The sequence below is a fragment of the Mycobacterium sp. 1274761.0 genome (genome assembly GCF_001668615.1).
Taxonomy (GTDB): domain Bacteria; phylum Actinomycetota; class Actinomycetes; order Mycobacteriales; family Mycobacteriaceae; genus Mycobacterium.
Genome location: NZ_LZMC01000063.1, coordinates 1 through 25,688, shown reverse-complemented (window position 1 = coordinate 25,688; position 25,688 = coordinate 1). Strand labels below are relative to the sequence as shown.

The window sequence follows — 25,688 nt, the reverse complement described above, 5'->3', positions numbered from 1 at the left end:
GCGAGTGCGTGGGGTCCGACGTCAGAACCCCGGCAGGCAGGTGACGAACGGTATGCACGGCGGCGGCGGAGGCGGCGGCGGACCAGGCGGCTGGCCCGGGATCATCACGGGCTCGGTCAACGGGGCGTTGCGGTCGAAGTAAAAAGTGTGGCAGACGTTCATGTCCCAATTCGGTACGTTCCGCATCCCCGAACCCGGACACCACAGCTGACCACACACGCCGTTGGCGTCGCACGTCCCCGGCGGCCCCTCAGGCGGCGCGCATGGTGGGGTTTTCGCGTTCCACGGCGAACAGGCTTCGGCCTGTGCGGGGGCTGCCGCCAGTCCTAATCCGGCGACCATCAGACCCACTGATACCGCGGCCGCGGTGGCGAACCTCGTGACGAGCGTGCGATGCATGGCAGATTCCCTTCGTTAGCGCCACGAGTATTGGCCGCAGCCCCTCCTACCGATCCCAATTTCGGCCAACGGCTCAGTGCCATGGTGTAACCACAGCCGTATTCATAGGCATGACAACTAGTGCGATCGTGAGCGGTGCGGCTGCCGTGATGGTGGCCGCCGCAATGTGTTCGACCGGGGTGGCCATGGCTGCTCCGAGCAGTACTGGGTCGGCAAGCGACGTGGTGCAGAGCTTGAAAGACGAAGGCTTTGCCGTGATGATCAACGGCACCGTCACGGGATCGCTGTCGAATTGCGTTGTCACAGGCGTTCACAACCCCGCTACGTCAAACAAGGCATCGGGGTTCACGACTGTCTATGTCGACGTCGATTGCCCGGACACGAACAATTGAATCGGTCTGACGGGTATCTCGTCATTCGGTCAGCAGGAACAGTGTCCACGCCGCCAGCGACTGCGCGTCGGTGATTTCGTTGTCCCGCATCATCCGTTCGAGCTCGACGCGGGTGAACCATTCGCTGTGCATATCCTGTTCGGTGTGCTCGCGGTCGTGGTCGCCCTCGGTGATACCGGTGGCCACGAACACGCGTCCGCGCTGGCTGCTCATCCCGGCCGCAACGTCGAGCAGTCCGATCGCAACCATGGATTCAGCGCGCAACCCCGTCTCCTCACGCAGCTCGCGATGCGCGAGCTCGACGGGATCGAGATCGGCCCGCCCAGGCGCCGTGCCTTGCGGGAACTCCCAACGGCGCAAACCGAGCGGATACCGGAACTGCTCCACGAGGCGAAACCGGTCGCCATCGCGGGGGATGATCAGCGCATACCACGGCTTGTCGATGACGCCGTAGACACCGTCGGACCCGTCGGGCCTGCGCACCTTGTCCTCGCGCACCGTCATCCAGGCGTTGCGGTACACCTCACGGGACGCGACGCGCTTGATCTCACTCACGCGCACAGTATGCCGAGCATCGGCAGGTAGCCTCGCTGACGTGTTGCTGGCCTCGCTGAACCCTGCGGCCGTCGCCAACGGCGCCGACCTGGCCGACGCGGTGCGCATCGACGGTGCCACGCTCAGTCGCAGCGATCTGGTCGGCGCTGCGACATCGGTGGCCGAACGCATCGCCGGTGCCCAGCGGGTGGCCGTGCTGGCCCGCCCGACCGCCACCACGGTGTTGGCCGTGACCGGCTGCCTGATCGCCGGGGTGCCGGTGGTCCCGGTGCCCGCCGATGTCGGCGCGGCCGAACGGCGCCACATTCTCACCGATTCCGGTGCACAGCTGTGGCTCGGTGAGCGGCCAGAGGAGCCGGAAGGTCTGCCGCATATCCCGGTGCGACTGCACGCCCGCTCGTGGCACCGCTATCCCGAACCGTCGCCCGAGGCGACCGCGCTGATCATGTACACCTCGGGGACCACGGGTCCGCCGAAGGGCGTCATCGTGAGCCGCCGTGCGATCGCCGCCGACATCGACGCACTCGCCGAGGCGTGGCAGTGGACGCCGGAAGACACGCTGGTGCACGGGCTTCCGCTGTTCCACATCCACGGTCTGGTGTTGGGTCTGCTGGGGTCGCTGCGGATCGGAAACCGCTTCGTGCACACGGGAAAACCGACGCCGGCCGGGTACGCCGAAGCTCGTGGTTCCCTGTATTTCGGCGTGCCGACGGTGTGGTCGCGAATCGTGGGGGAGCCCGACACCGCGAGGGCGCTGTCATCCGCCCGGTTGCTGGTGTCGGGCAGCGCGGCGCTGCCCGTGCCGGTGTTCGACCGGCTCGCCGAACTCACCGGCCACCCGCCGGTGGAGCGGTACGGCGCCAGCGAAACCCTGATCACCGTCAGCACTTTCGCAGCCGGGGAGCGACGGCCTGGCTGGGTTGGTCTTCCGCTGCGCGAGGTGCAGACGCGGTTGGTCGATGACGACGGCGCGCCCGTGCCGCATGACGGCGAAACCATTGGGGCCCTGCAAGTCAAGGCGCCGACGATCTTCGACGGTTACCTTAACCGGCCGGATGCGACCGCGGCGGCCTTCGACCCCGACGGGTGGTACCGCACAGGTGACGCGGCGGTCATCGACGGTGATGCCATGCACCGCATCGTCGGCCGGGAATCGGTGGACCTGATCAAGACGGGCGGCTTCCGGGTCGGTGCGGGCGAGATCGAAACCGTGTTGCTCGGACATCCCGGGGTGGCCGAAGCCGCCGTCGTCGGTGTTCCCGACGACGATCTGGGCCAGCGCATCGTCGCCTTCGTCGTCGGCGACGCCGATCCGCAGGCTCTCATCGAGTATGTGGCAGAACAGCTTTCGGTACACAAGCGGCCGCGGGAAGTGCGCGTCGTCGACGCCTTGCCCCGCAACGCGATGGGCAAGGTGCTGAAGAAGGAGATGACGTCTAGTTGGCGTGCAACGCCTCGTTGAGCGTGATGCCCGTACCGTCGCGCTTGACGACCTCGACTGCGCCGCTGAGCGAATTGCGGCGGAACAGAAGGTTGTCGGCGCCCGACAGTTCGCGAGCCTTGACCGTCTTGCCGTCCGCCGTCTGCACCTTCGTGCCCGCGGTCACGTACAAACCGGCCTCGACGATGCAGTCGTCGCCCAAGGAAATGCCCAACCCGGAGTTGGCGCCGAGCAGGCATCGCTTGCCGACCGAAATCACTTCGGTGCCGCCGCCCGACAACGTGCCCATGATCGACGCGCCGCCCCCGACGTCTGAGCCGTCGTCGACGATGACACCCGCCGAAATCCGGCCCTCCACCATCGACGCGCCCAGCGTGCCCGCGTTGAAGTTCACAAAGCCCTCGTGCATTACGGTTGTCCCCGCCGCCAGGTGGGCGCCGAGGCGAACCCGGTCCGCGTCGGCGATGCGGACGCCCGTCGGAGTGACGTAGTCGACCATCCGCGGGAACTTGTCGATGCCGTACACGGCCACCGCGCCGTGGCGGCGCAGCCGGGCCCGCACGGCCTCGAAACCGTCGACGGCGCACGGCCCGAAATTCGTCCACACCACGTTCGCCAAAACGCCGAAGATGCCATCGACGCTGGCGCCGTGCGGCTGGATCAACCGGTGTGAGAGCAGGTGCAGCCGCAGGTAGGCGTCGTAAGTGTCGGTCGGCTTGTCCTCCAACGACGCGATCACTGTGCGCACCACCACGATGTCGACGTCGCGATCGTGGTCGCGGCCCGCCAGCTCGGCCAGCTCCGCGGGCACTTCGGCCACGGAGAGGCGAACGGTGCCCGACGGGCCGTCACCTGCCAATTCGGGGGCAGGAAACCACGTGTCGAGGACGGTTCCGTCGGCGGCGATCGTCGCCACGCCGACGCCAGAAGCTGCTCGGGTCACGCTGCAAGAGGTTACTGGATGCGGTTCCGGCGGTGTCTGCCCGCGGAAGTGACCCGCTAGCCTGGTGAATTGTGCTCGATCTTCGCGGCGATCCGATCACGCTGACCGCGGCGCTGGTGGACATTCCCAGCGAGTCGCGCCATGAGCAGCGCATCGCTGACGAGGTCGAAGCCGCGCTTCGCGACCAGACCACAGGATTCGAGATCCTCCGCACGGGCAACAGCGTGCTGGCCCGGACCCACCGCGGCCTGTCGTCGCGGGTGATCCTCGCCGGACACCTCGACACCGTTCCGATCGCCGACAACGTGCCGAGCAGGTTGGCCGACGGCGTGCTGCACGGCTGTGGGACGTCCGACATGAAGTCCGGTGATGCGGTGTTCCTGCATCTGGCCGCCACCATCGACGAGCCGGCCCACGACATCACGCTGATCATGTACGACTGCGAGGAAATCGAAGCCGCGGCAAACAGTTTGGGCCGCATCGAGCGGGAACTGCCGGACTGGCTGCGGGCCGACGTGGCGATTCTCGGCGAGCCGTCCGGGGGGTACATCGAAGCCGGCTGCCAGGGCACGCTGCGCGTCGTGGTGAGCGCTCACGGCACCAGAGCGCATTCGGCGCGATCATGGTTGGGCGACAACGCCATTCACAAACTGGGCGCGGTGCTCGACCGGCTGCGGCGTTACGAGGCGCGCAGCGTCGACATCGACGGATGTGTCTACCGCGAAGGGTTGTCCGCCGTGCGCATCGACGGCGGCGTGGCCGGCAACGTCATTCCCGATACGGCGTCGGTGACGGTCAATTACCGCTTCGCGCCGGACCGCACCGTCGAGCAGGCCGGTGAGCATGTGCGCGAGGTGCTCGACGGCCTCGACGTGGACATCGAGCAGACGGATGCCGCCGCAGGAGCATTGCCCGGACTGACCAAGCCGGCCGCCGCCGCGCTGGTCGACGCCGCAGACGGACAGGTGCGAGCGAAGTACGGCTGGACCGACGTGGCGCGCTTCGCGGCGCTGGGCGTGCCAGCGGTCAACTTCGGGCCCGGCGACCCGAACCTTGCCCACCGCATGGACGAAGGCGTCGAGGTGGCTGCGATCACCGCCGCCACCGAGATGTTGCGCGGCTATTTAACCGCTTGACGCGACGCCTAGCCTGGACGCATGTGAGTTGACGATGTCTTTCGGGGCCTTTCTGGGCCTTTCGGGGCTGCCCGAATCGATGTTTCCGTCCCGCTTCCGTGAATCACGAGCTCTCACATGTCTGCATCTATCGTCTGTACGAATCTGTCCTTCGCGTGGCCCGGCGAAGAACCGCTGTTCGAGTCGTTGTCCTTCACCGTCGGTGACGGCCGCACCGGGCTCGTCGCGCCCAACGGCGCGGGAAAAAGCACCCTGCTCAAGCTGATCACCGGCGAGTGTCAGCCGACGGCGGGGTCGGTCGCCGTCGAGGGATCCGTCGGTTACCTGCCGCAAACGTTGCCGTTCGACGGCCGGCGCAGCGTCGCCGAGGTACTCGGCGTCGCATCGGTACTCGCGGCGCTCACCGCGCTGGCCAACGGCGACGCCAGCGAGGAAGTGTTCGGCACCATCGGTGACGATTGGGACATCGAGGAACGCATCCGCGCCCAGCTCGACCGGCTGGGCCTCGGACACCTCGACCTCGAGCGGCGGCTGTCCTCGCTCAGCGGTGGTGAAGTGGTCTCGCTCGGGCTGGCCGCCCAGCTGTTGAAGCGGCCCGACGTGCTGCTGCTCGACGAGCCGACCAACAACCTCGACGCCGATGCGCGCGCCAAACTGTATGACGTGCTCGACGACTACGAGGGCACCGTCCTGCTGGTGAGCCACGATCGCGTGCTGCTGGACCGGATGGACCGCATCGCGGAGCTGCACAGGGGCATCACCTTCTACGGCGGTAATTTCACTGCATACGAAGGCGCGGTGCGCGAAGCGCAACGGCTTGCGCAGGAGAACATCCGCACTGCCGAGCAACAGCTGAAACGCGAGAAACGCCAGATGCAGCAGGCGCGCGAACGCGCGGCCCGCAGGTCGAGCAATGCGGCGCGCAACATCAAAGACGCCGGGTTGCCGAAGATCATCGCGGGTGCCAGGAAACGCAGTGCGCAGGAGTCGGCCGGGCGCATCGACGGCGTGAATGCGGCTCGGGTCGACAGCGCAAGGGCTCGGTTGGATGACGCCGAACGAGGCCTTCGCGACGACCCGACGCTGGTGTTGGAGATGCCCGACACCGCGCTGCCAACCGGTCGTAACCTGTTTATCGGCAACGGGTTACGAATCCGCTACGGCGACCATTGGCTGTTCGGCGACGGTATCGACCTCACCATTCGCGGACCTGAACGCATCGCCCTGGTCGGGCACAACGGCGCAGGCAAGTCGACGCTGCTGCGGATCATCGCCGGCGAGCTGCAACCGGACAGCGGAACGATTCATCGGGCCGACCGTCGCACGGCCTACCTGTCACAGCGGCTCGACCTGCTCGACCAGGACCGCACGGTGCTGGCAAATCTCGTCGCCTATGCGCCTCACCTGACGCAGACGCGGCGGATGCATCTGCTGTCGCAGTTCTTGTTCCGCGGCAACACAATTCACCTGCCGGTCGGTGCGCTGTCGGGAGGAGAGCGGTTGCGGGCCACGCTGGCATGCGTGCTGTACGCCGAACCCGCGCCGCAGCTGCTGCTGCTCGACGAGCCGACCAACAACCTCGATCTGCTCAGCATCCGACAACTGGAGTCCGCATTGAACGCCTATCGCGGCGCGTTCGTCGTCGTCAGCCACGACACGCGATTTCTCGAAAACATCGCCATCGACCGGACCATTGGGCTGCCCTGACTCGCGAAACGGAATTCCAGCACGCCGCTAGTCGTACTTTCGGTGCTGGAATTCCGTTTCGCGAGTCAGGGTTAGCCGGCGGATTCGGCCTGTCGGGCCGCATCGGCCGCGGCGGCCATCATGCCGATGTCGCTGAACGCGGCCGACACCGCTTGCAGGTCATCGGCGTCACCGGCGACGAAGGCGCGGGCGTGCTGCAACGCGAGCCTGCCGAATACGCAGTCGACATCGGAGAGCCGGGTGAGCGCGTCGACGGCCCGGATATCGCCGAGCCGCACCGCGTCGTGATACGCGCGCAACGCCACGGCGTGCTGGCCGCCGCGTTCAGCTGCGCGGCCCGCTCCGCGCGCCACCGAGCGTGCTTCCGCCGGATCGCGGCGCGCGGCCGTCGTCCACGCCCTGCCCAACGCCAGCTCCGGCGCGAACAGCATCGACTTCAGCCCGTGCCGAGACTCAGCCCGCGCCAACATCTTTGACGCCTCGCCCATCTCGCCGAGCTCGCCTAGCGCGCGGCTCAGCAGCATCAACGCCAGCGGCCCCCACGAATACCCGGTCGGCGCCAACGCCTCAGCCGCACCGCGCAACAGTGTTGCGGCGTCAGCGGCCGCGCCCCGCGCCAGCAGCACGTCGGCCACCAGCACCTCACCGATCGCCCGCCCCGGCTGCTGCATCTGCGCGAAGTCGGTCAGCTGCTGCGCAAGCGCCTGCGCCCGATCCAACTCGCCGGCCATCACCAGCGCCGACGTCTGACCGAACCCGCTTGTGAAGCGCAGCAGGCCCGGATGCTGCGCGGCCATCGCGCGCTCCGCGAGAGCGTCGACGTCGGTGAACCGGCCCATCCGGGCGCAGCTGAGCGCCGCCGCGGCAGCCGACCAACCCACCGCGGTGTCGTCGGCGTACGGCGATGCCAACACCTCCTGCGCGAGCTCCAGCGCCCGGCCCGGACGGCCCGCGTTCATCGCGAACGTGGCCGACAGCGCGTCCACCGTCGTCTGCGCTGCCGGCGACGTGACGCGCTTGCGGGTCGTCTGCAGAAACGCCGTCGCCCGTTCCGGCTCCGACAACATCCAGAACTGGTTGGCCGCCCGCGGCAGCGCCCACGCCATCAACTCCGTGTCCGACAGGCCGGCCGGGTCGACGGCGGCGAGCACCTCGTCGGCCTCGCGCCCGCGGCCCTGCCACGCCAACGCCTGCGCCAGCGTCAGCCGCGCGTCGAGATCGGGGTCGCGGGCCAGCACCGCCTCGCCGAGCCGCTCGCTCAGCGGCAGATCGCCGAGCCGCAACGCATCGGCCGCCGCGGCCACCACATCCGATACCGGTTGGGAGTTGTCGCTGTCGAGCGCCAGCACAGCCAGCCGGAGCCGGTCGACGACATCGTGGGGCTCTCGGGCCGACATCAGTTCATAGAGTGCGGCACGTCGCGCCTGCAGATCGGCGTCCGACAGCTGCGCACGGATCGCGTCGGCGTAGAGCGGGTGCGTCGCGCGCGCCACGTCGTGAGCAACATGAACGACATCCGCGCTCACCGCGGCCTGCACGGCACCCTCACCAGCCAGTGCCGTCATGTCGGTCAGCGGCATCGGATCGGCGACGGCCAGAACCTCCAGCACCGCCTGCGCCTCGGCGGGAAGCGCCGCGACGAATTCACGCACCGATGCGTCCAGCCGCTTGCGGTCCATGGGCGCCGCCGCGAGTTCGATGCGCGGCAGCACGTTGTCCAGCTGCAGCGCGGTGATGGAATCCGGCGCGCCCTCATCGGGATCCACGGTGACCAGCAGCCGCACCGCGCCGCCGATGGCGAGTTGGTACACCAGCGTCGCCGAAAGATGGTCGAGCAGATGCGCGTCATCGACGACCAGCAGCAGCCCGTCGGCAACGGACTCCCTGGCTGCCCGCAGCACCGCGGCCGTCTTGCCGTCGTCGGGCACGTCGACGAGGTCGCGCACTGCTGCGAACGGGACGACGCGGTCCGACACCGTCCCGGTCACCCATGCCGTCGGCCCGTCGAGCTGTTCGCTCGCGGCGCGGGCCACCGTCGTCTTACCCGCCCCGGCCCGCCCGATGAGCACCACGCCGCCCGCCTCGCGGACCGTCGACTCGACCTGCCCGGCCGCCGGCTGCAGTGGTGCGTTTTTCCAGTCGACGGGCACCCGCCGGAGTTTAGGGTGTGGGCTCGGTCGCCGGGCCGTACTCGTCTACGTTGTCGGAGTGTCACCAGAACAGCGGAGCGAGTGGGCGGTCTGCGTGTACTGCGCGTCGGTGCCGACCCATCCCGAACTGCTGGACTTGGCGGGCCGGCTCGGCGCAGCGATCGCCGAACGCGGATGGTCGCTCGTGTCCGGCGGCGGCAACGTCTCGGCCATGGGCGCGGTGGCCACCGGGGCGCGGGCGCGCGGCGGCAGCACCATCGGCGTGATACCGAAGGCGCTCGTGCACCGCGAGCTCGCCGACGTCGACGCTGACGAGCTGGTCGTCACCGAGACGATGCGGGAACGCAAGCAGGTGATGGAAGACCGCGCCGACGCATTCATCGCACTGCCGGGGGGTATCGGCACCCTCGAGGAATTCTTCGAAGCGTGGACAGCCGGCTATTTGGGTATGCACAGCAAGCCGGTGGTGATGCTCGACCCGTTCGGGCATTACGACGGGTTGCTTGCCTGGCTGCACGGACTCGTCGACAGCGGGTATGTCGGCCAGGCGGCATTGGATCGGCTTGTTGTGGTGGACGACATCGACGATGCTCTGGCGGCCTGCGCACCGGCCCGGTGATGGCGCTCACCCGCATGGCTAGGGTGTCGGACAAGTTCACATCGGAGGGGATCGCCGCATGACTGACGAGAAGTCGGGAACCCGCAGCAGCGTAGGGCTGCTCGACATCGCCACGAAAGTACCCGGGCTCATTGCCGACGCGCCGACGATATTGCGCGGCGTCATCACCGGCTTCGGTGCCCGTCCGACGGCCAAGACGTCAATCGGCCGGGTATTCCAGGAGCGCGCCGCCCAGTACGCCGACAAAGTCTTCATCAAATTCGAAGACCAGGAGATCACTTACAAGCAGGCCAACAAGGCCGTGAACCGGTACGCCGCGGTGCTCGCTGCGCGCGGCGTCGGCAAGGGCGACGTGGTGGGCATCATGCTGCGTAACTCGCCTGAACCGGTGCTGTTGATGCTGGCGGCGGTCAAGTGCGGCGCGATCTCGGGAATGTTGAACTACAACCAGCGCGGCGACGTGCTCTCCCACAGCCTCGGGCTGCTGTCGGCCAAGGTGATCGTCGCCGATCCCGACTTCGTCGACCCGATCAAAGAAAGCGGCGCGGACACCGACGGCTTGGTGACGATCGACGAGTTCGACAAGCTCGCCGAGACCGCGCCCACCGAGAACCCGGCGGCGACCTCGGCGGTGCTGGCCAAGGACAAGGCGTTCTACATCTTCACCTCCGGCACCACCGGTATGCCGAAGGCCAGCATCATGACGCACTACCGGTGGCTGCGAGCGCTGGCCGGCTTCGGCGGCCTCGGAATGCGCTTGAACAGCAACGACACCCTGTACTGCTGCCTACCGCTCTACCACAACAACGCGTTGACGGTTGCGCTGTCGGCGGTGCTCAACGGCGGCTCAACTCTGGCACTGGGCAAGTCGTTCTCGGCGTCGAAGTTCTGGGACGAGGTGATCCGCTACGACGCCACCGCATTCGTCTACATCGGCGAGGTCTGCGCGTATCTGCTCAATCAGCCGGAGAAGGACACCGACCGCAAGCACAAGGTGCGGGTGATCGCGGGTAACGGTTTGCGCCCGGCCATTTGGGACAAGTTCACCGAGCGGTTCGGGATCGACCGGGTGTGCGAGTTCTATGCCGCCAGCGAGGGCAATACCGCGTTCGTCAACGTGCTCAACGTCGACAAGACCACCGGCATCTGCCCGACGCCGGTGGCGTTCGTCGAGTACGACGAGGAAACCGGTGACCCCAAGCGCGATAAAAACGGCCGCTGCAAAAAGGTCCGCAACGGCGAGCCGGGCCTGCTGCTGTCAAAGGTGAGCAACTTCCAGCCGTTCGACGGCTACACCGACAAGGAGGAGTCGGAGAAGAAGCTGGTGCGCGACGCCTTCAAAGAGGGCGACGTGTGGTTCAACACTGGTGACCTGATGCGTTCGCAGGGGTTCGGCCACGCCGCGTTCACCGACCGGCTCGGCGACACGTACCGGTGGAAGGGCGAGAACGTCGCCACCACCGAGGTGGAGGCCGCGATATCGACCGATCCGCAGATCGAAGAGGCGACGGTGTTCGGCGTCGAGGTGCCCGATGTCGGCGGCAAGGCGGGCATGGCCGCGATCCAGCTCAAGGAGGGCAAGGAGTTCGACGGCAAGTCGCTCGCCAAGGCCGCCTACGACAATCTGCCCCCCTACGCCGTCCCGCTGTTCGTCCGGGTCGTCGAGGAACTCGCTCACACCTCGACGTTCAAGAGCCAGAAGACGGAGCTGCGCAAGGAAGGCTACGGCGGCAACTCCGGCGAGGGCGACGAGGAAGCCAACGACATCGAGGACCCGATCTACGTGCTGTCCGGGCCGGACGAAGGCTACGTCGAGTACTACGACGACTACCTCACCGAAGTGAAGGACGGCAAGAAGCCGAAGTAGCGAGTGCTTGGTTGCCGCTGAGCGCAACCAACGGCGCACACATCGCGGGAATCCCTGGAGTCCCTGGAGTCCCTGGAGTCCGTAGCCTGAAGGGGTGCAGCCGACCTTTTGCGGCCGTCCGGTGGCCGGCGATCGCGCGCTGATCATGGCGATCGTCAACCGCACACCAGACTCGTTCTACGACCGCGGCGCCACCTTCACCGATGAGGCGGCCAAGGCCGCGGCTCACCGGGTGATCGCCGATGGTGCCGATGTCGTTGACGTCGGCGGCGTCAAAGCAGGCCCCGGCGAGGACGTCGGCGTCGACGAGGAAATCGCCCGCGTGGTCCCGTTCATCGAATGGCTCCGCGACGCCTACCCCGACCAACTCATCAGCGTCGACACCTGGCGATCGGCCGTCGCCAAACAGGCCTGCGCGGCCGGAGCCGACCTGATCAACGACACCTGGGGCGGGCACGACCCCGGACTGGCCGAAGTCGCTGCGGAGTTCGGCGCTGGGCTGGTGTGCTCCCACACCGGCGGCGCCACGCCACGCACCCGCCCGTTCCGGGTCAACTACGGGACGTCCGAGCGCGGGGTCGTCGACGACGTCATCGCCGAGGTCACCACCGCGGCCGAACGGGCGGTGGCCGCCGGGGTCTCCCGCGATGCGGTGCTGATCGATCCGACCCACGATTTCGGCAAAAACACTTATCACGGCCTTAGTTTGTTGCGCCATGTAAAAGATCTTGTTAAGACCGGATGGCCGGTCCTGATGGCGCTGAGCAACAAAGACTTCGTCGGGGAGACTCTGGGTGTGGACCTGACAGAGCGCTTGGAAGGCACCTTGGCGGCAACGGCTCTCGCCGCCGCGGACGGCGCCGCCATGTTCCGAGTGCACGAGGTCGGTCCCACACGACGCGTACTGGAAATGGTCGCGTCGATCCAGGGGGTGCGTTCGCCCACGCGCACGGTAAGGGGATTGGCATGACTCTCACGCCCGAGCTTCCCGGCACGGACGTCGTCGGCAGCCAGTGGTTGACCGACCACAGCTGGAACCGTCCGGCATGGACCATCGGCGAGCTGGAGGCGGCCAAGGGATCGCGCACGGTCTCGGTCGTGCTGCCCGCGCTCAACGAGGAAGAGACCGTCGGGTCGGTCGTCGAAACCATCACGCCGCTTCTCGGCGGGCTGGTCGACGAACTGATCGTGCTGGACTCCGGCTCCACCGACGACACCGAGATCCGCGCGCTCGCCGCCGGAGCGCGGGTGATCAGCCGCGAGGTCGCGCTGCCCGAGGTTGCGCCCCAGCCGGGCAAGGGTGAGGTGCTGTGGCGGTCGCTCGCGGTCACCACCGGCGACATCGTGGTGTTCGTCGACTCCGACCTGATCAACCCCGACCCGATGTTCGTGCCGAAACTGGTCGGCCCGCTGCTGATCACCCCCGGGGTGCACCTGGTCAAGGGTTTCTACCGGCGCCCGCTGAAGGTCAGCGGCAGCGAGGACGCCAACGGTGGCGGCCGGGTCACCGAGCTGGTGGCGCGCCCGCTGCTGGCCGCGTTGCGGCCGGAGCTGAGCTACCTGATGCAGCCGCTCGGTGGTGAATACGCCGGCACCCGCGAACTGCTCACCGCGCTGCCTTTCGCGCCGGGCTACGGCGTGGAGATCGGCCTGCTGATCGACACCTACGACCGGCTCGGTCTCGACGCGATCGCGCAGGTCAACCTGGGCGTGCGCGAGCACCGCAACCGTCCGCTGACCGAACTCGCCACGATGAGCAGGCAGGTCATCGCCACTCTGCTGTCACGCTGCGGCGTCCCCGAGTCCGGGGTGGGCCTGACCCAGTTCTTCGTCGACGGCGACGACTACACCCCCCGATCATCGGAGGTGCGCCTCGATGACCGGCCACCGATGATCACCCTGCGGCCGCGCTAGCTCGGGCGCCGCTCGTCGGACCCGTGAGGCAGTATCGAGGGCGTGACCCTGATCCTGCTGTATCTCGTGGTCCTGATCCTGGTGGCGATCGTGCTGTTCGGGTTGGGCAGCGTGCTGTTCGGGCGCGGCGAAGTCCTGCCGCCGCTGCCCCGCGCCACCACCGCGACCGCGCTGCCCGCATCCGGCGTCACCGGCGCCGACGTCGACGCAGTGAAGTTCACCCAGACGCTGCGCGGCTACAAGACCAGCGAGGTCGACTGGGTGCTCGACCGGCTGGGCCAGGAGCTCGACCTGCTGCGCGGACAGCTGGCCGCGGCGCAGGTGACACGCGGCCGAACCGACGAGCAGCCCAGCGAAACCGGCGCGCACGCACTGCCGTCTGACGAGGGGGCCGACCCGTGACGGCGGCAGCCGAGGACGACGGCCGCGTGCGATGCGGATGGATCGACCGAACCCGGCTGGCGCCAGCCGATTTCATCCTCTACCGCGACTATCACGACACCGAGTGGGGCCAGCCGCTGCGCGACTCGAAAGCCTTGTTCGAACGGATCAGCTTGGAAGCGTTCCAGAGCGGGCTGTCGTGGTTGATCATCCTGCGCAAGCGGGAGAGCTTCCGGCGCGCGTTCGACCGGTTCGACATTGAAAAGATCGCCCGCTACACCGACCGTGACATCGAGCGGCTGATGAACGAGGCGGGCATCGTGCGCAACCGCGCCAAGATCGAGGCGACGATCGCCAACGCGCGCGCCGCGGCTGACCTGGACGTCGACCTCTCGGAGTTGCTCTGGTCGTTCGCGCCGCCGCCCCGGCCGCGACCCGCCGACCTGTCCGGCGTGCCTGCGGTCACCCCGGAATCGACGGCGATGGCCAAGGAACTCAAGCGGCGGGGATTCAAGTTCGTGGGCGCGACGACGGCCTATGCCCTGATGCAGGCAACCGGAATGGTCGACGATCACGTGGCATCGTGCTGGGTGCCCGCGGCGGCCTGAACCGGTGAACACCCCAGAACCCCTCGGGCCCGTCCTGTTTCGTCCGCGCCCGGAGTTGCGGCGCCACATCGCCTTCTTCGGGTACTGGGAGCACGCCGGGTCTGCCGTTCACCGAAGCCGCGCGTTGCCTCGCGGGGCGCTTACCCTCCTCATCGACCTGAGCGGAAGCGACGATGTCGAGTTCTTCGCCGCTGACGGGCTGACGCGAGCGGCGAACAGTCCCGCGTTCGTCGTCGGTGCGGGACGACAGTCCTACGTCATCGGTGTCGCGCCGCGTCAGACGGCGCTGACCGTTCATTTCCAGCCGGCGGGTGCCGCGCCGTTCCTCAACATGCCCGCCGACGAACTGCAGGATCGCTGCGTCGGCATCGACGAACTGTGGGGTAGCGCCGCGATCACGCTGCGGGCACAGCTGACCGATGAAAAGTCCGCGACCCGACGCATCGGGATCACCGAGCAGTTCCTGCTGTCGCGGCAGACTCTGGATGCGGCCCGGTATTCGGCGGTGACTGCTGCATTGCGCGCCGTCGAGGCCAACCCGTCAACGCGCGTCACCCATCTGCAGCGGTTGTCGGGGTTGCCGGCCAAGAGGTTTGCCACCGAGTTCCGTTCTCACGTCGGCGTCGCACCGAAGACGTACATCACCGTGCGCCGCCTCCAGGCCGCGCTAAAGCGGCTGGCCGAAGCCCGCGAACTCGGCGCCGACATCGCGGCCGATCTCGGGTACTTCGACCAGTCCCACTTCGTCAGGGAATTCCGGGCTTTCACGAACACCACGCCGACGGAGTACCAAGGACACCGGTCGCCGATGCCCGGACATGTCGAGCTGGTCCGTTGAGTGGGATGAAATATCCAAGCCAGGATGCGGTGCCGGCGGTGAGGATCGGCAGATGGACGAGATCTCGATGAATCTGAGTGCGGTGGCCGATACGGGCGTCTTGGTGGCGGCGATCCGCGCCCATGAATCCAGTCGCGAAACACCCCTGTTCGTGGACCCTTTCGCGAGGCGGCTCGCAGGCGATGTGGGTATGCGCATGCTGGCGGACATGATCGCCGAGGTCGGAGAGCAGCCGACGCTGCAAATCGTGGTTCGGACGCGGTTCTTCGACGAGGCGCTGCTGCGCGTGGCGCCGGCGGCCACTCAGGTGGTCCTCGTCGCGGCGGGCCTCGACGCCAGGAGCTACCGCCTGCCATGGTCTTCTGGCACGACCGTCTACGAGCTGGATCAGCCTGCAGTCATCGCCGCCAAGGACCAACACTTGGCCGCTGAGCGCCCGCGGGCCCGTCGGGTCGCGGTGGGCGTCGACCTCACCGTCGACTGGGCATCGGCGCTGACGTCTGCCGGACACGACGCCGCGACTCCGACGATCTGGTTGGTCGAGGGGTTGCTGCAATACCTCGACGAACCCACGGTTCGAGCGCTTTTCTCGGGCATCGACTCGCTGTCGGCGCCCGGTTCGGTGCTCCTCTATGACGTCGTGGGAAAGACACTGCTGGAGTCCGCCCCCCTCGCGGGTGTCCGACAGACGATGGCAGAGCGAGGATCACCGTGGTTGTTCGGCACTGACGAGCCGGGCGAGCTGGCCGAAGTCAACGGGTGGGATGCCGTGGTCACCGACGTCGCCGAACCGGGCCATGCCTGGGGACGGTGGCCGGCACCGGCCGCGCCGCGGGACGCCGAGGGCGTGCCACGCGGGTACTTCGTCGAGGCGGTCAAGCCTGTCGCTCCGTCACCGGGGAACGAGAGCGTCAAGTCAGCCATAGCCGGGTCTTGCACACCGAACGCGCGGGATAGGGAAGAATAGAGACGTTAGTTGCAGTTCAGTGCCGGGATCTGTGGACGGCTGGGCAGTCCCGGCCCCGACGAGGCCCGCAAGCCGGGCCGGCTCATGTGGAGGGAGCACTCGATGGCGGCGATGAAGCCCCGGACCGGAGACGGTCCTCTGGAAGCAACCAAGGAGGGGCGCGGCATCGTGATGCGGGTACCACTGGAAGGCGGCGGTCGGCTCGTGGTCGAGCTCACCCCCGAAGAAGCCGCCGCCCTTGGCGACGAACTCAAGAGCGTCACCAGCTAACCGGACACCTTCCGGTAGATCTCCAGGGTCTGCTCGGCGATATGCGCCCAGGAGAACTCCTCAATACAGCGTTGCCTGCCTGCTTCTCCGTACTGGCGCGCCCGCTGCGGGTCGCCAACCAATGAGTTGACCGCGTCGGCCAGCCGAGCCTCGAAGAACTCCGCGTCGTCGGCGTTGTAGTGGACCAGCAGCCCGGTCTGGTGGTCGGCCACCACCTCCGGAATGCCGCCGACATCTGAAGCCACCACCGCCGTCGCGCACGCCATTGCCTCGAGATTCACGATGCCCAACGGCTCGTACACCGATGGGCAGACGAAAACCGTTGCCGCCGAAAGAATCTCACGGATCTTGCCGATCGGCAGCATCTCGCGGACCCAGAACACACCGGTGCGGGAACGTGACAGCTCCTGCACCGCGGTCGTCACCTCCGCCGCGATCTCGGGGGTGTCCGGCGCGCCCGCGCACAACACCAGCTGCACCTCGGGGGCGAACCGGTGAGCAGCCGCGACCAGATGCGCCACGCCCTTCTGCCGGGTGATGCGCCCGACAAAGACGACGATCGGGCGCGACGGATCCACTGCCAGTTCGGCGAGCACCGAATCGCCGGCCTCCAGCGGCGCGACGGGGTACCAGACCTCGGTGTCGATCCCGTTACGCACCACGTGCACCCGGTTGGGATCCAGTGCTGGATACGTGCGCAACACGTCGTCGCGCATGCCCGAGCTGACCGCGATGACGGCGTCGGCCGCCTCCACCGCCGTGCGCTCCACCCACGACGAGATCCGGTAGCCGCCGCCGAGCTGTTCGGCCTTCCACGGCCGCATCGGCTCCAGCGAGTGCGCGGTCAGGACGTGCGGGATGCCATACAGCAACGCGGCCAGATGCCCGGCCAGGCCGGTGTACCAGGTGTGCGAATGCACGACGGTCGCGTCCCCGGCGGCATTGGCCATCACCAGATCGGCCGACAGCGTCGAGAGCGCCGGATTGGCCCCCTTGAGTGCCGGGTCGGGCTGGTGGACGAAGGCGCCGTCACGCGGGGCGCCCATGCAGTGGACGTCGACCTCGCACAGATTGCGTAACTGGGCGACGAGTTCGGTGACGTGGACGCCGGCCCCGCCGTACACCTCGGGCGGATATTCCCGAGTCATCATCGCCACCCGCATGGCTACGACCGTAGTGTCCGCAGGCGTGCGCCGCAGCCATGTAAAGAACGCGAATCGGGGTATTCACCAACTGACTTGACGGTGCTCACACACCGTCAAAAGCACGAATGCCTGGCCACCCTGAGAACTCGCAGATAGGTTTGGATCATGAGGGAGTTGCCCCACGTCCTCGGCATCGTCCTCGCAGGCGGGGAAGGCAAGCGGCTGTATCCGCTGACGGCGGACCGAGCAAAGCCGGCGGTTCCTTTCGGGGGTGCCTACCGGCTGATCGACTTCGTGCTGTCCAACCTCGTCAACGCCAGATACCTGCGCATTTGTGTTCTGACGCAATACAAATCGCATTCCCTGGACCGCCATATCTCACAGAACTGGCGGTTGTCGGGTCTGGCCGGCGAATACATCACGCCGGTGCCGGCTCAACAGCGGCTGGGGCCGCGCTGGTACACCGGCTCGGCCGATGCGATCTACCAATCGCTGAACCTGATCTATGACGAGGACCCTGACTACATCGTGGTGTTCGGCGCCGACCACGTGTACCGGATGGACCCGGAGCAGATGGTGCAATTCCACATCGAAAGCGGGGCGGGTGCCACGGTCGCGGGGATCCGGGTGCCGCGCGCCGAGGCCACCGCATTCGGCTGCATCGACGCCGACGAGTCGGGCCGTATCCGTAGCTTCATCGAAAAGCCCGCCGATCCGCCCGGCACCCCGGACGACCCCGAGCAGACGTTCGTATCGATGGGCAACTACATCTTCACGACCAAGGTGCTCATCGACGCCATCCGCGCCGACGCCGACGACGACGACTCCGATCACGACATGGGCGGCGACATCATCCCGCGGCTGGTGTCCGACGGCATGGCGGCGGTCTACGACTTCAACAACAACGAGGTGCCCGGCGCCACCGAGCGCGATCACGGCTACTGGCGTGACGTGGGGACGCTCGACGCGTTCTACGACGCCCACATGGATCTGGTTTCGGTGCACCCGGTGTTCAACCTGTACAACAAGCGCTGGCCGATCCGCGGCGAGTCTGAGAACCTGGCCCCGGCCAAGTTCGTCAACGGCGGGTCGGCGCAGGAGTCGGTGGTCGGTGCGGGCAGCATCATTTCGGCGGCGTCGGTGCGCAACTCGGTGCTGTCGTCCAACGTGGTCGTCGACGACGGCGCGATCGTGGAGGGCAGTGTGCTGATGCCTGGTGTCCGGGTCGGCCGCGGCGCGGTGGTGCGCCACGCGATCCTCGACAAGAACGTCGTCGTGGGCCCGGGCGAGATGGTCGGCGTCGACCTCGACAAGGACCGCGAGCGGTTTGCGATCAGCGCCGGCGGGGTGGTCGCCGTCGGTAAGGGTGTCTGGATTTAGGCGGATGCGCGACGTCTCCGCCGTAGGAGTTTGACGAACGCCCACACCCCGAACGCGAGCACCACCAGCACAACGACCGGGATCAGGATCGCGAGGAATACCAGCACGACGCTGACGCCGTCCTCGATGGTAGACAGCACCGGCGCCGCCATGCCCGCGGTGGCGACGTTCGCGGCCGGGCGCACCGTCGACTTCGTCAGCGACACCACCAGCGCCACAAGCACGCCGACGACGATCGGGACCCATTGACTCGATTGGACGAATGCGCCGGGATCGGCGACCGCGGGGGTCTGGGCGGCGGTACCCGAGCCGAACACGATGCCGCCCGCCGTCGGCCGGACGAACGTCTGGATCGTGTCGTTGACGCTGTCTAGCGCGGGGACCTTGTCCGCGACGATCTCGACGACCAGCAACACCGCGACGATCGTCAGCACCCATCCGTTCTCCAGCCAGGTCCAGCCGTGGGGGAGGGTGATCAGGTCGGTGAACCGCGACAGCAGGCCGAGTGCCAGCAGGGGTATGTAGGCGTTGAGGCCCGCTGCGGTCGCCAGCCCGAGGCCGGTCAGCAGTTCCATAGATCCAGTATGGGGCCGGTCAGCCGAATACAGCGAGATCGAACCGGTTCAGCCGGCGCGGATCCGCGCAGATGTCGATCGCGACGATGACGCCGGGGTTGCTCGAAAAGCGCAGCGCCAGAGTCAATCTGCCCTCGGGTGCGACGATGACACCGGGGACCCCGTCGATCAGTACGACGTCGGCATAGGCCGCGTTTGCCGCGAACATCGCGGCCCGTGATGCCACCTCTGCAGCGCCGCGCACCAACACCGGTGGCCCTCCCGCGGCGGCCGCATCGACACGCAGCTCGACGTCCGGGTGCAGCAGCGCCAGCAGCGCGTCGAAGTCGCCCTCGCGTGCGGCGGCGAGGAACGCCTCCACGACATGTCGCCGCTCCGTGACACCGGCATGCCGTTCCTGGTCCGCCCCGCGTACCCGCCGTCTGGCCCGCAGCGTCAGCTGAGCCGCCGCGTTGGGCGACCTGTCGATGATCGGTCCGATGTCGGTGAACGGAACATCGAAGACGTCATGCAACACCAGCGCCAGCCGCTCGGCAGGAGACAGCGTCTCCAGCACCACCATGAGCGCGATGCCGACGGAGTCCGCCAAGACCGTGTCATCCTCCGGGCCGGTCGTCGAAGAATCCGGGTAATCGACTTCGTCGAGCGGCTCCTCTGCCCGGGCAGAACGCGACCGCAACATGTCGAGGCAGATGCGAGCGATCACCGTGGTGAGCCAGCCCCGCGGATTGGTCACTTCGGTTTCAGCGGCGCGGTTCACCCGCAGCCACGTTTCCTGCACCGCGTCGTCGGCCTCGCTGTGAGAACCCAGCATGCGGTAGGCGACGGCATGTAGGTGACCGCGATGCGCTTCGAAGTTCACCGGTTCTGCTCCTGTCATCGTCGATGACGTCTCATCGTCATATCAGTGACGAACCGCGACACCGCGGTATGACATGAGAGGAAACCGACATGTATCGCCCATTGCGCATCCTGCTGGTGATCCACGGCGTGATCACCCTTGCGGGCGCGGTCGTGTTGACGGTGTTTCCCACGGCGATCCCGTCTCTGGTCGGCTTCACGGTCGAGCGGCCGCAGTATCTGCTGGTCTACTTGATCGGTGCGGCCGAACTTGCGGTGGCGGTGCTGTCGTTCGGTGCAACCAGGATCACCGACGCCGCCGCGCTGGGTCTTGTCGTGATCACCCTTGTCGTGCTGCACGGCGCCAGCGGAATCCTCGACCTCGTCTACATGGCGGTGACGCGCGTCAACACCACGATGGTGGCCAACACCGTGGCCCGGTTCGCCGTGGTTGCGGTGTTCCTTCTGGTGTGGCAGAAGGCGAAGGACCACCAGACGTAGGGCATCAGTCGGTAGTGGACTGTCTGCGTGTACTCGCGATAGCCGGCCAGCTCCCGCGTCAGCAGCGACTCCTCGTCGGTGATACGCAACGCCAGTACGGAAAGGCCGACGCTGACGAACAGCAGACCCCAATACGAGCCCAGCGCCGGCGGCGTGCCGATCATCAGGATCACGTTGCCGAAGTACATCGGATGCCGCACCAGGCCATACCAACCCGTCGACGACACCTGCTGACCCGACTCGACCGTGACATTGGCTGCGGCATAGCCATTTTGGACGGCCACCAGCATGGCAATGGTGAGACCGGCCGCGACGAGGACGAGTCCGGCGACCGACACGACGGCGGGCACCGTCGACCAGCCGAAGCGGAAGTCCAGCACGCTGACCACGATCATGGCCGCCATCGACAGGAAGGCGAACGCGATGATGGCCTTCTGCAGCGGTCGACTCTCGGCCTGCGGGCCGGCCTGCATGCGGCGGCGCAGGGCGTCGGGATTGTTGATCAGCAGATACACACTGGGCAGCAGTGTCGCGGCGGCGAACACCGCGATGAACGCCCACCCGCGCCAGTAGTGGAACGTCCCCGCGGGGACGAACACCAGCAGCAGGAAGGCGGTCAGACCGACGATCGACGAAAAAGCCATCTGCGCAGAGGTTTTCACGTTGGTTTTCACGTTCACCACACTCCCGGCAGCATGCGGTAGCGCACCTTCTCGGTGTAGGCGTCGTAACCGTCGAGCTCCTGTCGCAGCGCCTTCTCCTCGTCGGTGATGCGGGCCGCGAACACCAGCGTTGCAGGGATGAGCGTGAGCAGGCCCCAGTAGGAGCCCAACGCCAGCGGCATGCCGACCATCATGATCAGGGCGCCGACGTACATCGGGTGGCGCACCACGCCGTACACGCCGGTCGAAACGACAGGCTGACCCTTCTCGACGGTGATTGTCGCTGCGGCATAGTTGTTCTGGATGACGACGAGCTCCGCCAGCACGAGCCCGCCGAAAACCAGGACGTTGCCCACGATGACTATCGCCGTCGGCACGGTCGACCAGCCGAACCGATGGTCGAGACCACTCACGACGCCCGCGGCGGCATTGGCCAGGAGAATGCCGACCACGATGAGCTTCTGCACAAGGCGGGTTTCGTTCCACGGGCCTGACGCCATCCGCCGCCGCAGCGCGTCCGGATACTTCACCGCGAGGTATGTCGTCGGAACCATGGTGCTCACGATGAACACCGCGATGAAGACCCATGCTTGCCAATAGTCGAACGTCCCCGCGGCTGGGAAAACCAACAGGCCCATGAAGAGGACGCCGCCCACCGCGGACGCCAGCAACTGGAGGGTGACCTTCATGATTTCTCCTTCCGAACCGTCTATACGGCGTCCCGGCGCCGGTAGATCGCGCCTGCGATCAGCGTCAGCACGGCGCAGGCCACGGCCATGGTTGTCAACGCCAGCGCCGAGTATTCGACCGGTGCCTTGGTCTGACCCACCGGCGACGCGTTGAGCACCCACTGCGGCAGCCGCAGCAGCGCGCCGAGGTAGAGCGAGATGATGACGAAAGTCACTGCGAGCCAAGCGATCCATGGATGCCGCAGTGCCACGGCGAGCGCCGCGACGCCCGCCATCGCTGCCATCGCGGGCACGAAGGCCAGGCCGGCGAGCGTCAGCCGCCAGATGGTTGGTGGCTCACCGATTGTGATACCCGCACCTAGGCCCATGCCGAGCCCGGCCGCAACCATCAGCACCGTCGAGCCGATGATGGCGGCGGCGACAGCGGTGGTGAGCCAGCGCCACCGCGATACGGCCCCTGAGAGCACAACCTCGCCCAGACCGGACTCCTCGTCGGTGAAAACGCGCAGTACGGCGGAGGTCGCGTAGGCGGTCGCCGCTGCTGCGAGGAACTGCGTCAAGGTCGTGTACACGCCGTCGGTGCCCTGCTGAGCCATCACCCGTTGGAGCAGTTCGTTGTTCTCAGCAGCGTTGAGCAGAGACTTCGTCATGGACCCGAATGCCAAGCCCGAAAGGAAGAGTGCGACGGTCCAGCCGATCGTCTGGCCGCGCTGAAGGGTCAGATGCAGGCCGAAGACGCTGGTGATCGGGCGCGCGTTCGGGTGCTCGCCTGAGGAGGGGATGACTCCGTCGTCGTACTGGCGTCGACGCTCAAGGCCTGCGGTGAGCGCCATCAGCACGACAGTGAGCACCACCAGCAGGCCGAAAGGCCACCACCGCAGATCGACGAACGGCCGCATCTGCTGGGCCCAGGCGATGGGGGAGAACCACGACAGCGTGCTGCCGGAATTGTCGATGACGTCGCCGATTCCGCGTACCAGCGCCGCCAATGCGAGTACACCCATGGCGGCTCCGGTCGCGGCACGACCCGTGCGCCACAGCTGCGCGGTGACCGCTGCGACCGCTCCGAACAACATTGCCACCCCGGTCACGCCCAGACACATCCCTGCGCTGTCGACGACTTCGAAACCGGTGGCCGCCATCGCCGCCGTCATGGTGACCGCGAGCAAGGCGTTCACACCGCCGACCACGATCAGGGCCGCGAAGGTTCGGGCATACCGGCCGACCACCGAAGACAGCACCAGTTCGGCTGTTCCGCTTTCCTCTTCGGCGCGGGTGTGCCGGATGACGGTGAGGATGGCAAGTATCGATGCGGCCACGACGAGGGTGAGCGTTAACTCGTTGGCAATCATCACGCCCAGGTCGGTTTCCTTGACCCCGAACATGGGGCCGCCCAACATCATTCCCGCGGGTGTCTTGAGCAGGCTGACGCGGGCCACTCGCTGGGCGTCGGTGGGATAGGCGAACTCGATGGCGTTCGGCGCGTAGACCATCATCGCGGTCAGGGCGACGATCCACAGGCTGAGCCGAACGCGGTCACGACGCAGCGCCAGCCATACCAGATCGCCGACGCTTGTGAAGGCAGACGCTTTCGGCGTCGCTTCGTGGCGGCCCCGGCGTGGCGGCATGGTTGCGGTGGTCATCGCAGGGATCCCTGGTATTCGCGCAGAAACAGGTCTTCGAGCGACGCTGACGTCACCGTCAGCTCGACGATGCCGAGCTCGGTCAGTTCGGCCATGGTGCGGTCGAGATCGGTTCGGTCGACCGAGAAGTGAGCTGCGCCATCCTGATCGGCGAAGTCGTGAACGAAAGGCTCGTGTTGCAAGCTGCGGGGATCACCGTGGGTGCGTGCGGTTACGGTGGTACGCATCAGATGGCGGAGATCCTCCAGCGCACCGGATTTCACGGCCCGGCCGGAACGAATGATCGTCACGGTGTCGCAGAGCTTTTCCACCTCGGCGAGGATGTGGCTGGACAGCAGAACCGCTGCGCCGCGCTGGGCCACCTCTTGGACGCAGGTCTGAAAAGCCTTTTCCATCAACGGGTCCAGGCCCGAGGTTGGCTCGTCGAGGATGAAAAGCTCGGCGTTGGTGGAAAACGCCGCGATGATGGCCACCTTCTGCCGGTTGCCCTTGGAGTACGTGCGGGCCTTCTTGTGCGGATCGAGTTCAAACCGCTCGATCAATTCGTCGCGTCGCCGGGTGTCGACCGAACCGTCGCCGCGAAGCCGGGCCAGGAAGTCGATGGCCTGCAGCCCAGTGAGATTGGGCCACAGAGTCACGTCGCCGGGCACGTAGGCGATGCGGCGATGCAGCACCACTGCGTCGCGCCACGGATCACCGCCCAGCAGCCGCACCGTGCCGCTGTCGGCGCGCAACAGGCCAAGTAACACCCGAATCGTTGTCGACTTGCCTGCGCCGTTGGGCCCCAGAAAGCCGGCGATGTCGCCCGGTGCGACGGTGAGGTCCAGCCCGTCGAGCGCCCGAGTGCGCCCGAAAGTCTTGACCAGACCGCTGATTTCGACAGCCGGTCGGGTGCCCTCGCCGGTGTCAGCCTGCTGTAGTGACGTTGCCGTCATCGTGATCTCCTTCAGTGGAACTACTGAACGGGATTCCTTGCTCGCGTTGTTTGACGAACGCTTCGTACATCGATGAGTCGGCCATCAGGCCGTTGGTATAGAGCTCCAGCGCCGGCAGCATCATGTCCTCGGCGTAGTCGTGCAGGACGGCGCGAATATCGGTGGGGTTGTCGTGCATCTGCAGATACAGCAGGAAGCCGCCGCCGCTGTTGATGCCGATGAACTTCGCCCGTGCCTTTGGGTCACGGCTGGGCTTGAGGGTGCCCGCGCGGACGCCTTCTTCGAGGTATTCCTCGGCGTTGTCGATCATCCGCTGCCAGAACGCCTTGGCCAGGGGGCCGCCGGTCTGCATGCTGCGCACCAGATACGACATCATCGGCGCGTACGACTCGATCTCGGCCACCTGCGCAAACCACGCGGCCGGATCTGCCGACCGAAGAGACTCAGACTTGGCCTCGCGGATCTCCTCGGCAATGTGGTCGTCGCAGGCCTTCAAGAGGCCTTCCTTGGACCCGAAGTGGTGGATGACCAATGCCGCGCTGACGCCCGCGGCCTTGGCGATCGCGCGCAAGCCGACGTTGAAGCCGTGCTGGCCGACCTGGTCGATGGCCGCATCCCGGATGCGGGCCACGGCCGTCAGATCGTCGGCTGAACGCATGTTTAGCACATTAAACATGCGTTCAGTCGCGCGTCAATGGGTCAGCCGTCAAGAATTCGTCAAGATCGCAGAAGGAGCGGGATGTCAGTCTTCGTCGGGGGCTGGCCAGTCCCGCGCTGCGGCGAGCAGACCGTCGCCCAGCGGCACCAGCACGGGGGTCAGCCGCTCGTCCTCGGCGATCAACCGGGCCGCTTCGCGCACCGCGGTGACCTCGGCGTCGCGGGCATTCGCGTCGCCGGCGCGGCCGCGCCCAGGAAGTGCTCACCCGGCTGGCCGACGAGTCCTACGACCTGGTGTTCATCGACGCCGATCCCCTCGACCAGCCGGACTTCGTCGTCGAGGGGGTGCGCTTGCTGCGCCCGGGCGGGGTGATCATCGTGCACCGCGCCGCGTTGGGCGGCCGCGCCGGCGACGCGAATGCCCGCGACGCCGAGGTCACCGCGGTGCGCGAAGCGGCCCGGTTGATCGCCGAG

General features: G+C 67.0%; 27 protein-coding genes and 1 pseudogene. 16 read left to right on the top strand and 12 right to left on the bottom strand.

Annotation, left to right across the window (positions count from 1 at the left end):
* Positions 1 to 21 precede the first annotated feature (21 nt).
* On the bottom strand, positions 22 to 399 hold the full coding sequence (locus tag A5651_RS25380) for a hypothetical protein (RefSeq protein WP_156662887.1): 378 nt from the start codon (positions 397 to 399) through the stop codon (positions 22 to 24).
* Between the two features lie 146 nt (positions 400 to 545).
* On the opposite strand from A5651_RS25380, the gene A5651_RS13790 reads away from it, so the two are divergent.
* Complete coding sequence (locus tag A5651_RS13790; protein ID WP_369803951.1) at positions 546 to 791, top strand: hypothetical protein; 246 nt, start codon at positions 546 to 548, stop codon at positions 789 to 791.
* Positions 792 to 812: 21 nt separating this feature from the next.
* Here the strand turns inward: A5651_RS13790 and A5651_RS13785 are convergent, their stop codons facing one another.
* The gene (locus tag A5651_RS13785; RefSeq protein WP_066981516.1) at positions 813 to 1,295 is read right to left on the bottom strand and encodes an NUDIX hydrolase; all 483 of its coding nucleotides are present in this window, start codon (positions 1,293 to 1,295) and stop codon (positions 813 to 815) included.
* Positions 1,296 to 1,386: 91 nt separating this feature from the next.
* Here A5651_RS13785 and A5651_RS13780 point away from each other — a divergent pair, with 91 nt between their 5' ends.
* Positions 1,387 to 2,808, top strand: coding sequence for an acyl-CoA synthetase (locus tag A5651_RS13780; protein ID WP_066981347.1), 1,422 nt, complete (start codon positions 1,387 to 1,389; stop codon positions 2,806 to 2,808).
* Here the strand turns inward: A5651_RS13780 and dapD are convergent.
* Positions 2,783 to 3,730: a 2,3,4,5-tetrahydropyridine-2,6-dicarboxylate N-succinyltransferase gene (gene dapD, locus A5651_RS13775; protein ID WP_066981344.1), complete on the bottom strand. Its 948-nt coding sequence runs from the start codon at positions 3,728 to 3,730 to the stop codon at positions 2,783 to 2,785. The two genes, A5651_RS13780 and dapD, sit on opposite strands and share 26 nt — an antisense overlap.
* A 71-nt stretch (positions 3,731 to 3,801) precedes the next feature.
* Here dapD and dapE point away from each other — a divergent pair, with 71 nt between their 5' ends.
* Together dapE and abc-f are read left to right on the top strand one after the other, a co-directional pair.
* A complete protein-coding gene (gene dapE, locus A5651_RS13770) occupies positions 3,802 to 4,866 on the top strand; it encodes a succinyl-diaminopimelate desuccinylase (protein WP_066981341.1) in 1,065 nt (354 codons plus the stop codon).
* A gap of 117 nt (positions 4,867 to 4,983) precedes the next feature.
* Positions 4,984 to 6,573 (top strand): ribosomal protection-like ABC-F family protein, encoded by a 1,590-nt coding sequence (gene abc-f, locus A5651_RS13765; RefSeq protein ID WP_066981337.1) that lies wholly within the window; start codon positions 4,984 to 4,986, stop codon positions 6,571 to 6,573.
* Positions 6,574 to 6,644: 71 nt separating this feature from the next.
* Here abc-f and A5651_RS13760 read toward each other — a convergent pair whose 3' ends face one another.
* Entirely contained in the window at positions 6,645 to 8,723 is a 2,079-nt protein-coding gene (locus A5651_RS13760; RefSeq protein ID WP_066981333.1) for an AAA family ATPase, read from the bottom strand.
* A 58-nt stretch (positions 8,724 to 8,781) separates the two neighbouring features.
* Here A5651_RS13760 and A5651_RS13755 point away from each other — a divergent pair, with 58 nt between their 5' ends.
* The 9 genes from A5651_RS13755 (at position 8,782) to A5651_RS13715 (ending at position 16,187) form a co-directional block, all read left to right on the top strand.
* A complete protein-coding gene (locus A5651_RS13755) occupies positions 8,782 to 9,342 on the top strand; it encodes a TIGR00730 family Rossman fold protein (protein WP_066981330.1) in 561 nt (186 codons plus the stop codon).
* Between the two features lie 58 nt (positions 9,343 to 9,400).
* The gene (gene fadD6 / locus A5651_RS13750) at positions 9,401 to 11,209 is read left to right on the top strand and encodes a long-chain-acyl-CoA synthetase FadD6 (protein WP_066981327.1); all 1,809 of its coding nucleotides are present in this window, start codon (positions 9,401 to 9,403) and stop codon (positions 11,207 to 11,209) included.
* 145 nt (positions 11,210 to 11,354) lie between these two features.
* Positions 11,355 to 12,179: a dihydropteroate synthase gene (gene folP / locus A5651_RS13745; RefSeq protein ID WP_231988686.1), complete on the top strand. Its 825-nt coding sequence runs from the start codon at positions 11,355 to 11,357 to the stop codon at positions 12,177 to 12,179.
* Positions 12,176 to 13,123, top strand: a complete 948-nt coding sequence (locus A5651_RS13740) for a glucosyl-3-phosphoglycerate synthase (protein ID WP_066981320.1) — start codon at positions 12,176 to 12,178, stop codon at positions 13,121 to 13,123. Before folP ends, A5651_RS13740 begins: the two co-directional genes overlap by 4 nt.
* 42 nt (positions 13,124 to 13,165) lie before the next feature.
* Entirely contained in the window at positions 13,166 to 13,525 is a 360-nt protein-coding gene (locus tag A5651_RS13735; protein WP_066981317.1) for a DivIVA domain-containing protein, read from the top strand.
* Positions 13,522 to 14,112, top strand: a complete 591-nt coding sequence (locus tag A5651_RS13730; protein WP_066981313.1) for a DNA-3-methyladenine glycosylase I — start codon at positions 13,522 to 13,524, stop codon at positions 14,110 to 14,112. The genes A5651_RS13735 and A5651_RS13730 overlap by 4 nt, the downstream gene beginning before the upstream one ends.
* A gap of 4 nt (positions 14,113 to 14,116) precedes the next feature.
* Positions 14,117 to 14,950 (top strand): AraC family transcriptional regulator, encoded by an 834-nt coding sequence (locus tag A5651_RS13725; protein ID WP_231988683.1) that lies wholly within the window; start codon positions 14,117 to 14,119, stop codon positions 14,948 to 14,950.
* A gap of 52 nt (positions 14,951 to 15,002) precedes the next feature.
* Positions 15,003 to 15,917, top strand: coding sequence for an SAM-dependent methyltransferase (locus tag A5651_RS13720; RefSeq protein WP_066981309.1), 915 nt, complete (start codon positions 15,003 to 15,005; stop codon positions 15,915 to 15,917).
* A 102-nt stretch (positions 15,918 to 16,019) separates the two neighbouring features.
* A complete protein-coding gene (locus tag A5651_RS13715; RefSeq protein ID WP_006554284.1) occupies positions 16,020 to 16,187 on the top strand; it encodes a DUF3117 domain-containing protein in 168 nt (55 codons plus the stop codon).
* Here A5651_RS13715 and glgA read toward each other — a convergent pair.
* Positions 16,184 to 17,350, bottom strand: coding sequence for a glycogen synthase (gene glgA / locus A5651_RS13710; RefSeq protein WP_156662885.1), 1,167 nt, complete (start codon positions 17,348 to 17,350; stop codon positions 16,184 to 16,186). The genes A5651_RS13715 and glgA overlap by 4 nt on opposite strands.
* Before the next feature lie 147 nt (positions 17,351 to 17,497).
* Between glgA and glgC the strand changes: the two genes are divergently transcribed.
* Positions 17,498 to 18,712 (top strand): glucose-1-phosphate adenylyltransferase, encoded by a 1,215-nt coding sequence (glgC, locus tag A5651_RS13705; protein ID WP_066981306.1) that lies wholly within the window; start codon positions 17,498 to 17,500, stop codon positions 18,710 to 18,712.
* On the opposite strand, the gene A5651_RS13700 is transcribed toward glgC, so the two are convergent.
* Positions 18,709 to 19,287, bottom strand: coding sequence for a DUF4126 domain-containing protein (locus A5651_RS13700; protein WP_066981303.1), 579 nt, complete (start codon positions 19,285 to 19,287; stop codon positions 18,709 to 18,711). The genes glgC and A5651_RS13700 overlap by 4 nt on opposite strands.
* A 19-nt stretch (positions 19,288 to 19,306) precedes the next feature.
* A complete protein-coding gene (locus tag A5651_RS13695; protein ID WP_066981300.1) occupies positions 19,307 to 20,167 on the bottom strand; it encodes a sigma-70 family RNA polymerase sigma factor in 861 nt (286 codons plus the stop codon).
* A gap of 71 nt (positions 20,168 to 20,238) precedes the next feature.
* Between A5651_RS13695 and A5651_RS25375 the strand changes: the two genes are divergently transcribed.
* On the top strand, positions 20,239 to 20,628 hold the full coding sequence (locus A5651_RS25375; RefSeq protein WP_156662883.1) for a hypothetical protein: 390 nt from the start codon (positions 20,239 to 20,241) through the stop codon (positions 20,626 to 20,628).
* Here A5651_RS25375 and A5651_RS13685 read toward each other — a convergent pair.
* The 5 genes from A5651_RS13685 to A5651_RS13665 are packed head-to-tail and all read right to left on the bottom strand — an operon-like array spanning position 20,514 to position 25,215.
* A complete protein-coding gene (locus A5651_RS13685; RefSeq protein ID WP_369803952.1) occupies positions 20,514 to 21,272 on the bottom strand; it encodes an isoprenylcysteine carboxylmethyltransferase family protein in 759 nt (252 codons plus the stop codon). The genes A5651_RS25375 and A5651_RS13685 overlap by 115 nt on opposite strands.
* 32 nt (positions 21,273 to 21,304) lie before the next feature.
* Positions 21,305 to 21,979 carry an isoprenylcysteine carboxylmethyltransferase family protein gene (locus tag A5651_RS13680; RefSeq protein ID WP_066981291.1) on the bottom strand — a complete coding sequence of 225 codons (675 nt, stop codon included), beginning with the start codon at positions 21,977 to 21,979 and terminating at the stop codon, positions 21,305 to 21,307.
* A gap of 20 nt (positions 21,980 to 21,999) precedes the next feature.
* The gene (locus A5651_RS13675) at positions 22,000 to 23,622 is read right to left on the bottom strand and encodes an ABC transporter permease (RefSeq protein ID WP_066981287.1); all 1,623 of its coding nucleotides are present in this window, start codon (positions 23,620 to 23,622) and stop codon (positions 22,000 to 22,002) included.
* A complete protein-coding gene (locus tag A5651_RS13670) occupies positions 23,619 to 24,557 on the bottom strand; it encodes an ABC transporter ATP-binding protein (protein WP_066981284.1) in 939 nt (312 codons plus the stop codon). Before A5651_RS13670 ends, A5651_RS13675 begins: the two co-directional genes overlap by 4 nt.
* Positions 24,529 to 25,215 carry a TetR/AcrR family transcriptional regulator gene (locus A5651_RS13665; protein ID WP_066981281.1) on the bottom strand — a complete coding sequence of 229 codons (687 nt, stop codon included), beginning with the start codon at positions 25,213 to 25,215 and terminating at the stop codon, positions 24,529 to 24,531. Before A5651_RS13665 ends, A5651_RS13670 begins: the two co-directional genes overlap by 29 nt.
* A gap of 221 nt (positions 25,216 to 25,436) precedes the next feature.
* On the opposite strand from A5651_RS13665, the pseudogene A5651_RS13660 reads away from it, so the two are divergent.
* Positions 25,437 to 25,688: pseudogene (locus tag A5651_RS13660) on the top strand (O-methyltransferase); the annotation flags it as partial.

Bases quoted from the DNA above. Each gene is read 5' to 3' on its own strand.
- A5651_RS25380 (WP_156662887.1), bottom strand. From the start codon at position 399: ATGCATCGCACGCTCGTCACGAGGTTCGCCACCGCGGCCGCGGTATCA.
- A5651_RS13785 (WP_066981516.1), bottom strand. From the start codon at position 1,295: ATGACGGTGCGCGAGGACAAGGTGCGCAGGCCCGACGGGTCCGACGGT.
- abc-f (WP_066981337.1), top strand. From the start codon at position 4,984: ATGTCTGCATCTATCGTCTGTACGAATCTGTCCTTCGCGTGGCCCGGC.
- fadD6 (WP_066981327.1), top strand. From the start codon at position 9,401: ATGACTGACGAGAAGTCGGGAACCCGCAGCAGCGTAGGGCTGCTCGAC.
- folP (WP_231988686.1), top strand. From the start codon at position 11,355: ATGGCGATCGTCAACCGCACACCAGACTCGTTCTACGACCGCGGCGCC.
- A5651_RS13740 (WP_066981320.1), top strand. From the start codon at position 12,176: ATGACTCTCACGCCCGAGCTTCCCGGCACGGACGTCGTCGGCAGCCAG.
- A5651_RS13720 (WP_066981309.1), top strand. From the start codon at position 15,003: ATGGACGAGATCTCGATGAATCTGAGTGCGGTGGCCGATACGGGCGTC.
- A5651_RS13715 (WP_006554284.1), top strand. From the start codon at position 16,020: ATGGCGGCGATGAAGCCCCGGACCGGAGACGGTCCTCTGGAAGCAACC.
- glgA (WP_156662885.1), bottom strand. From the start codon at position 17,350: ATGCGGGTGGCGATGATGACTCGGGAATATCCGCCCGAGGTGTACGGC.
- glgC (WP_066981306.1), top strand. From the start codon at position 17,498: ATGAGGGAGTTGCCCCACGTCCTCGGCATCGTCCTCGCAGGCGGGGAA.
- A5651_RS13700 (WP_066981303.1), bottom strand. From the start codon at position 19,287: ATGGAACTGCTGACCGGCCTCGGGCTGGCGACCGCAGCGGGCCTCAAC.
- A5651_RS13695 (WP_066981300.1), bottom strand. From the start codon at position 20,167: ATGACAGGAGCAGAACCGGTGAACTTCGAAGCGCATCGCGGTCACCTA.
- A5651_RS25375 (WP_156662883.1), top strand. From the start codon at position 20,239: ATGTATCGCCCATTGCGCATCCTGCTGGTGATCCACGGCGTGATCACC.
- A5651_RS13685 (WP_369803952.1), bottom strand. From the start codon at position 21,272: ATGGCTTTTTCGTCGATCGTCGGTCTGACCGCCTTCCTGCTGCTGGTG.
- A5651_RS13680 (WP_066981291.1), bottom strand. From the start codon at position 21,979: ATGAAGGTCACCCTCCAGTTGCTGGCGTCCGCGGTGGGCGGCGTCCTC.
- A5651_RS13675 (WP_066981287.1), bottom strand. From the start codon at position 23,622: ATGACCACCGCAACCATGCCGCCACGCCGGGGCCGCCACGAAGCGACG.
- A5651_RS13670 (WP_066981284.1), bottom strand. From the start codon at position 24,557: ATGACGGCAACGTCACTACAGCAGGCTGACACCGGCGAGGGCACCCGA.
- A5651_RS13665 (WP_066981281.1), bottom strand. From the start codon at position 25,215: ATGCGTTCAGCCGACGATCTGACGGCCGTGGCCCGCATCCGGGATGCG.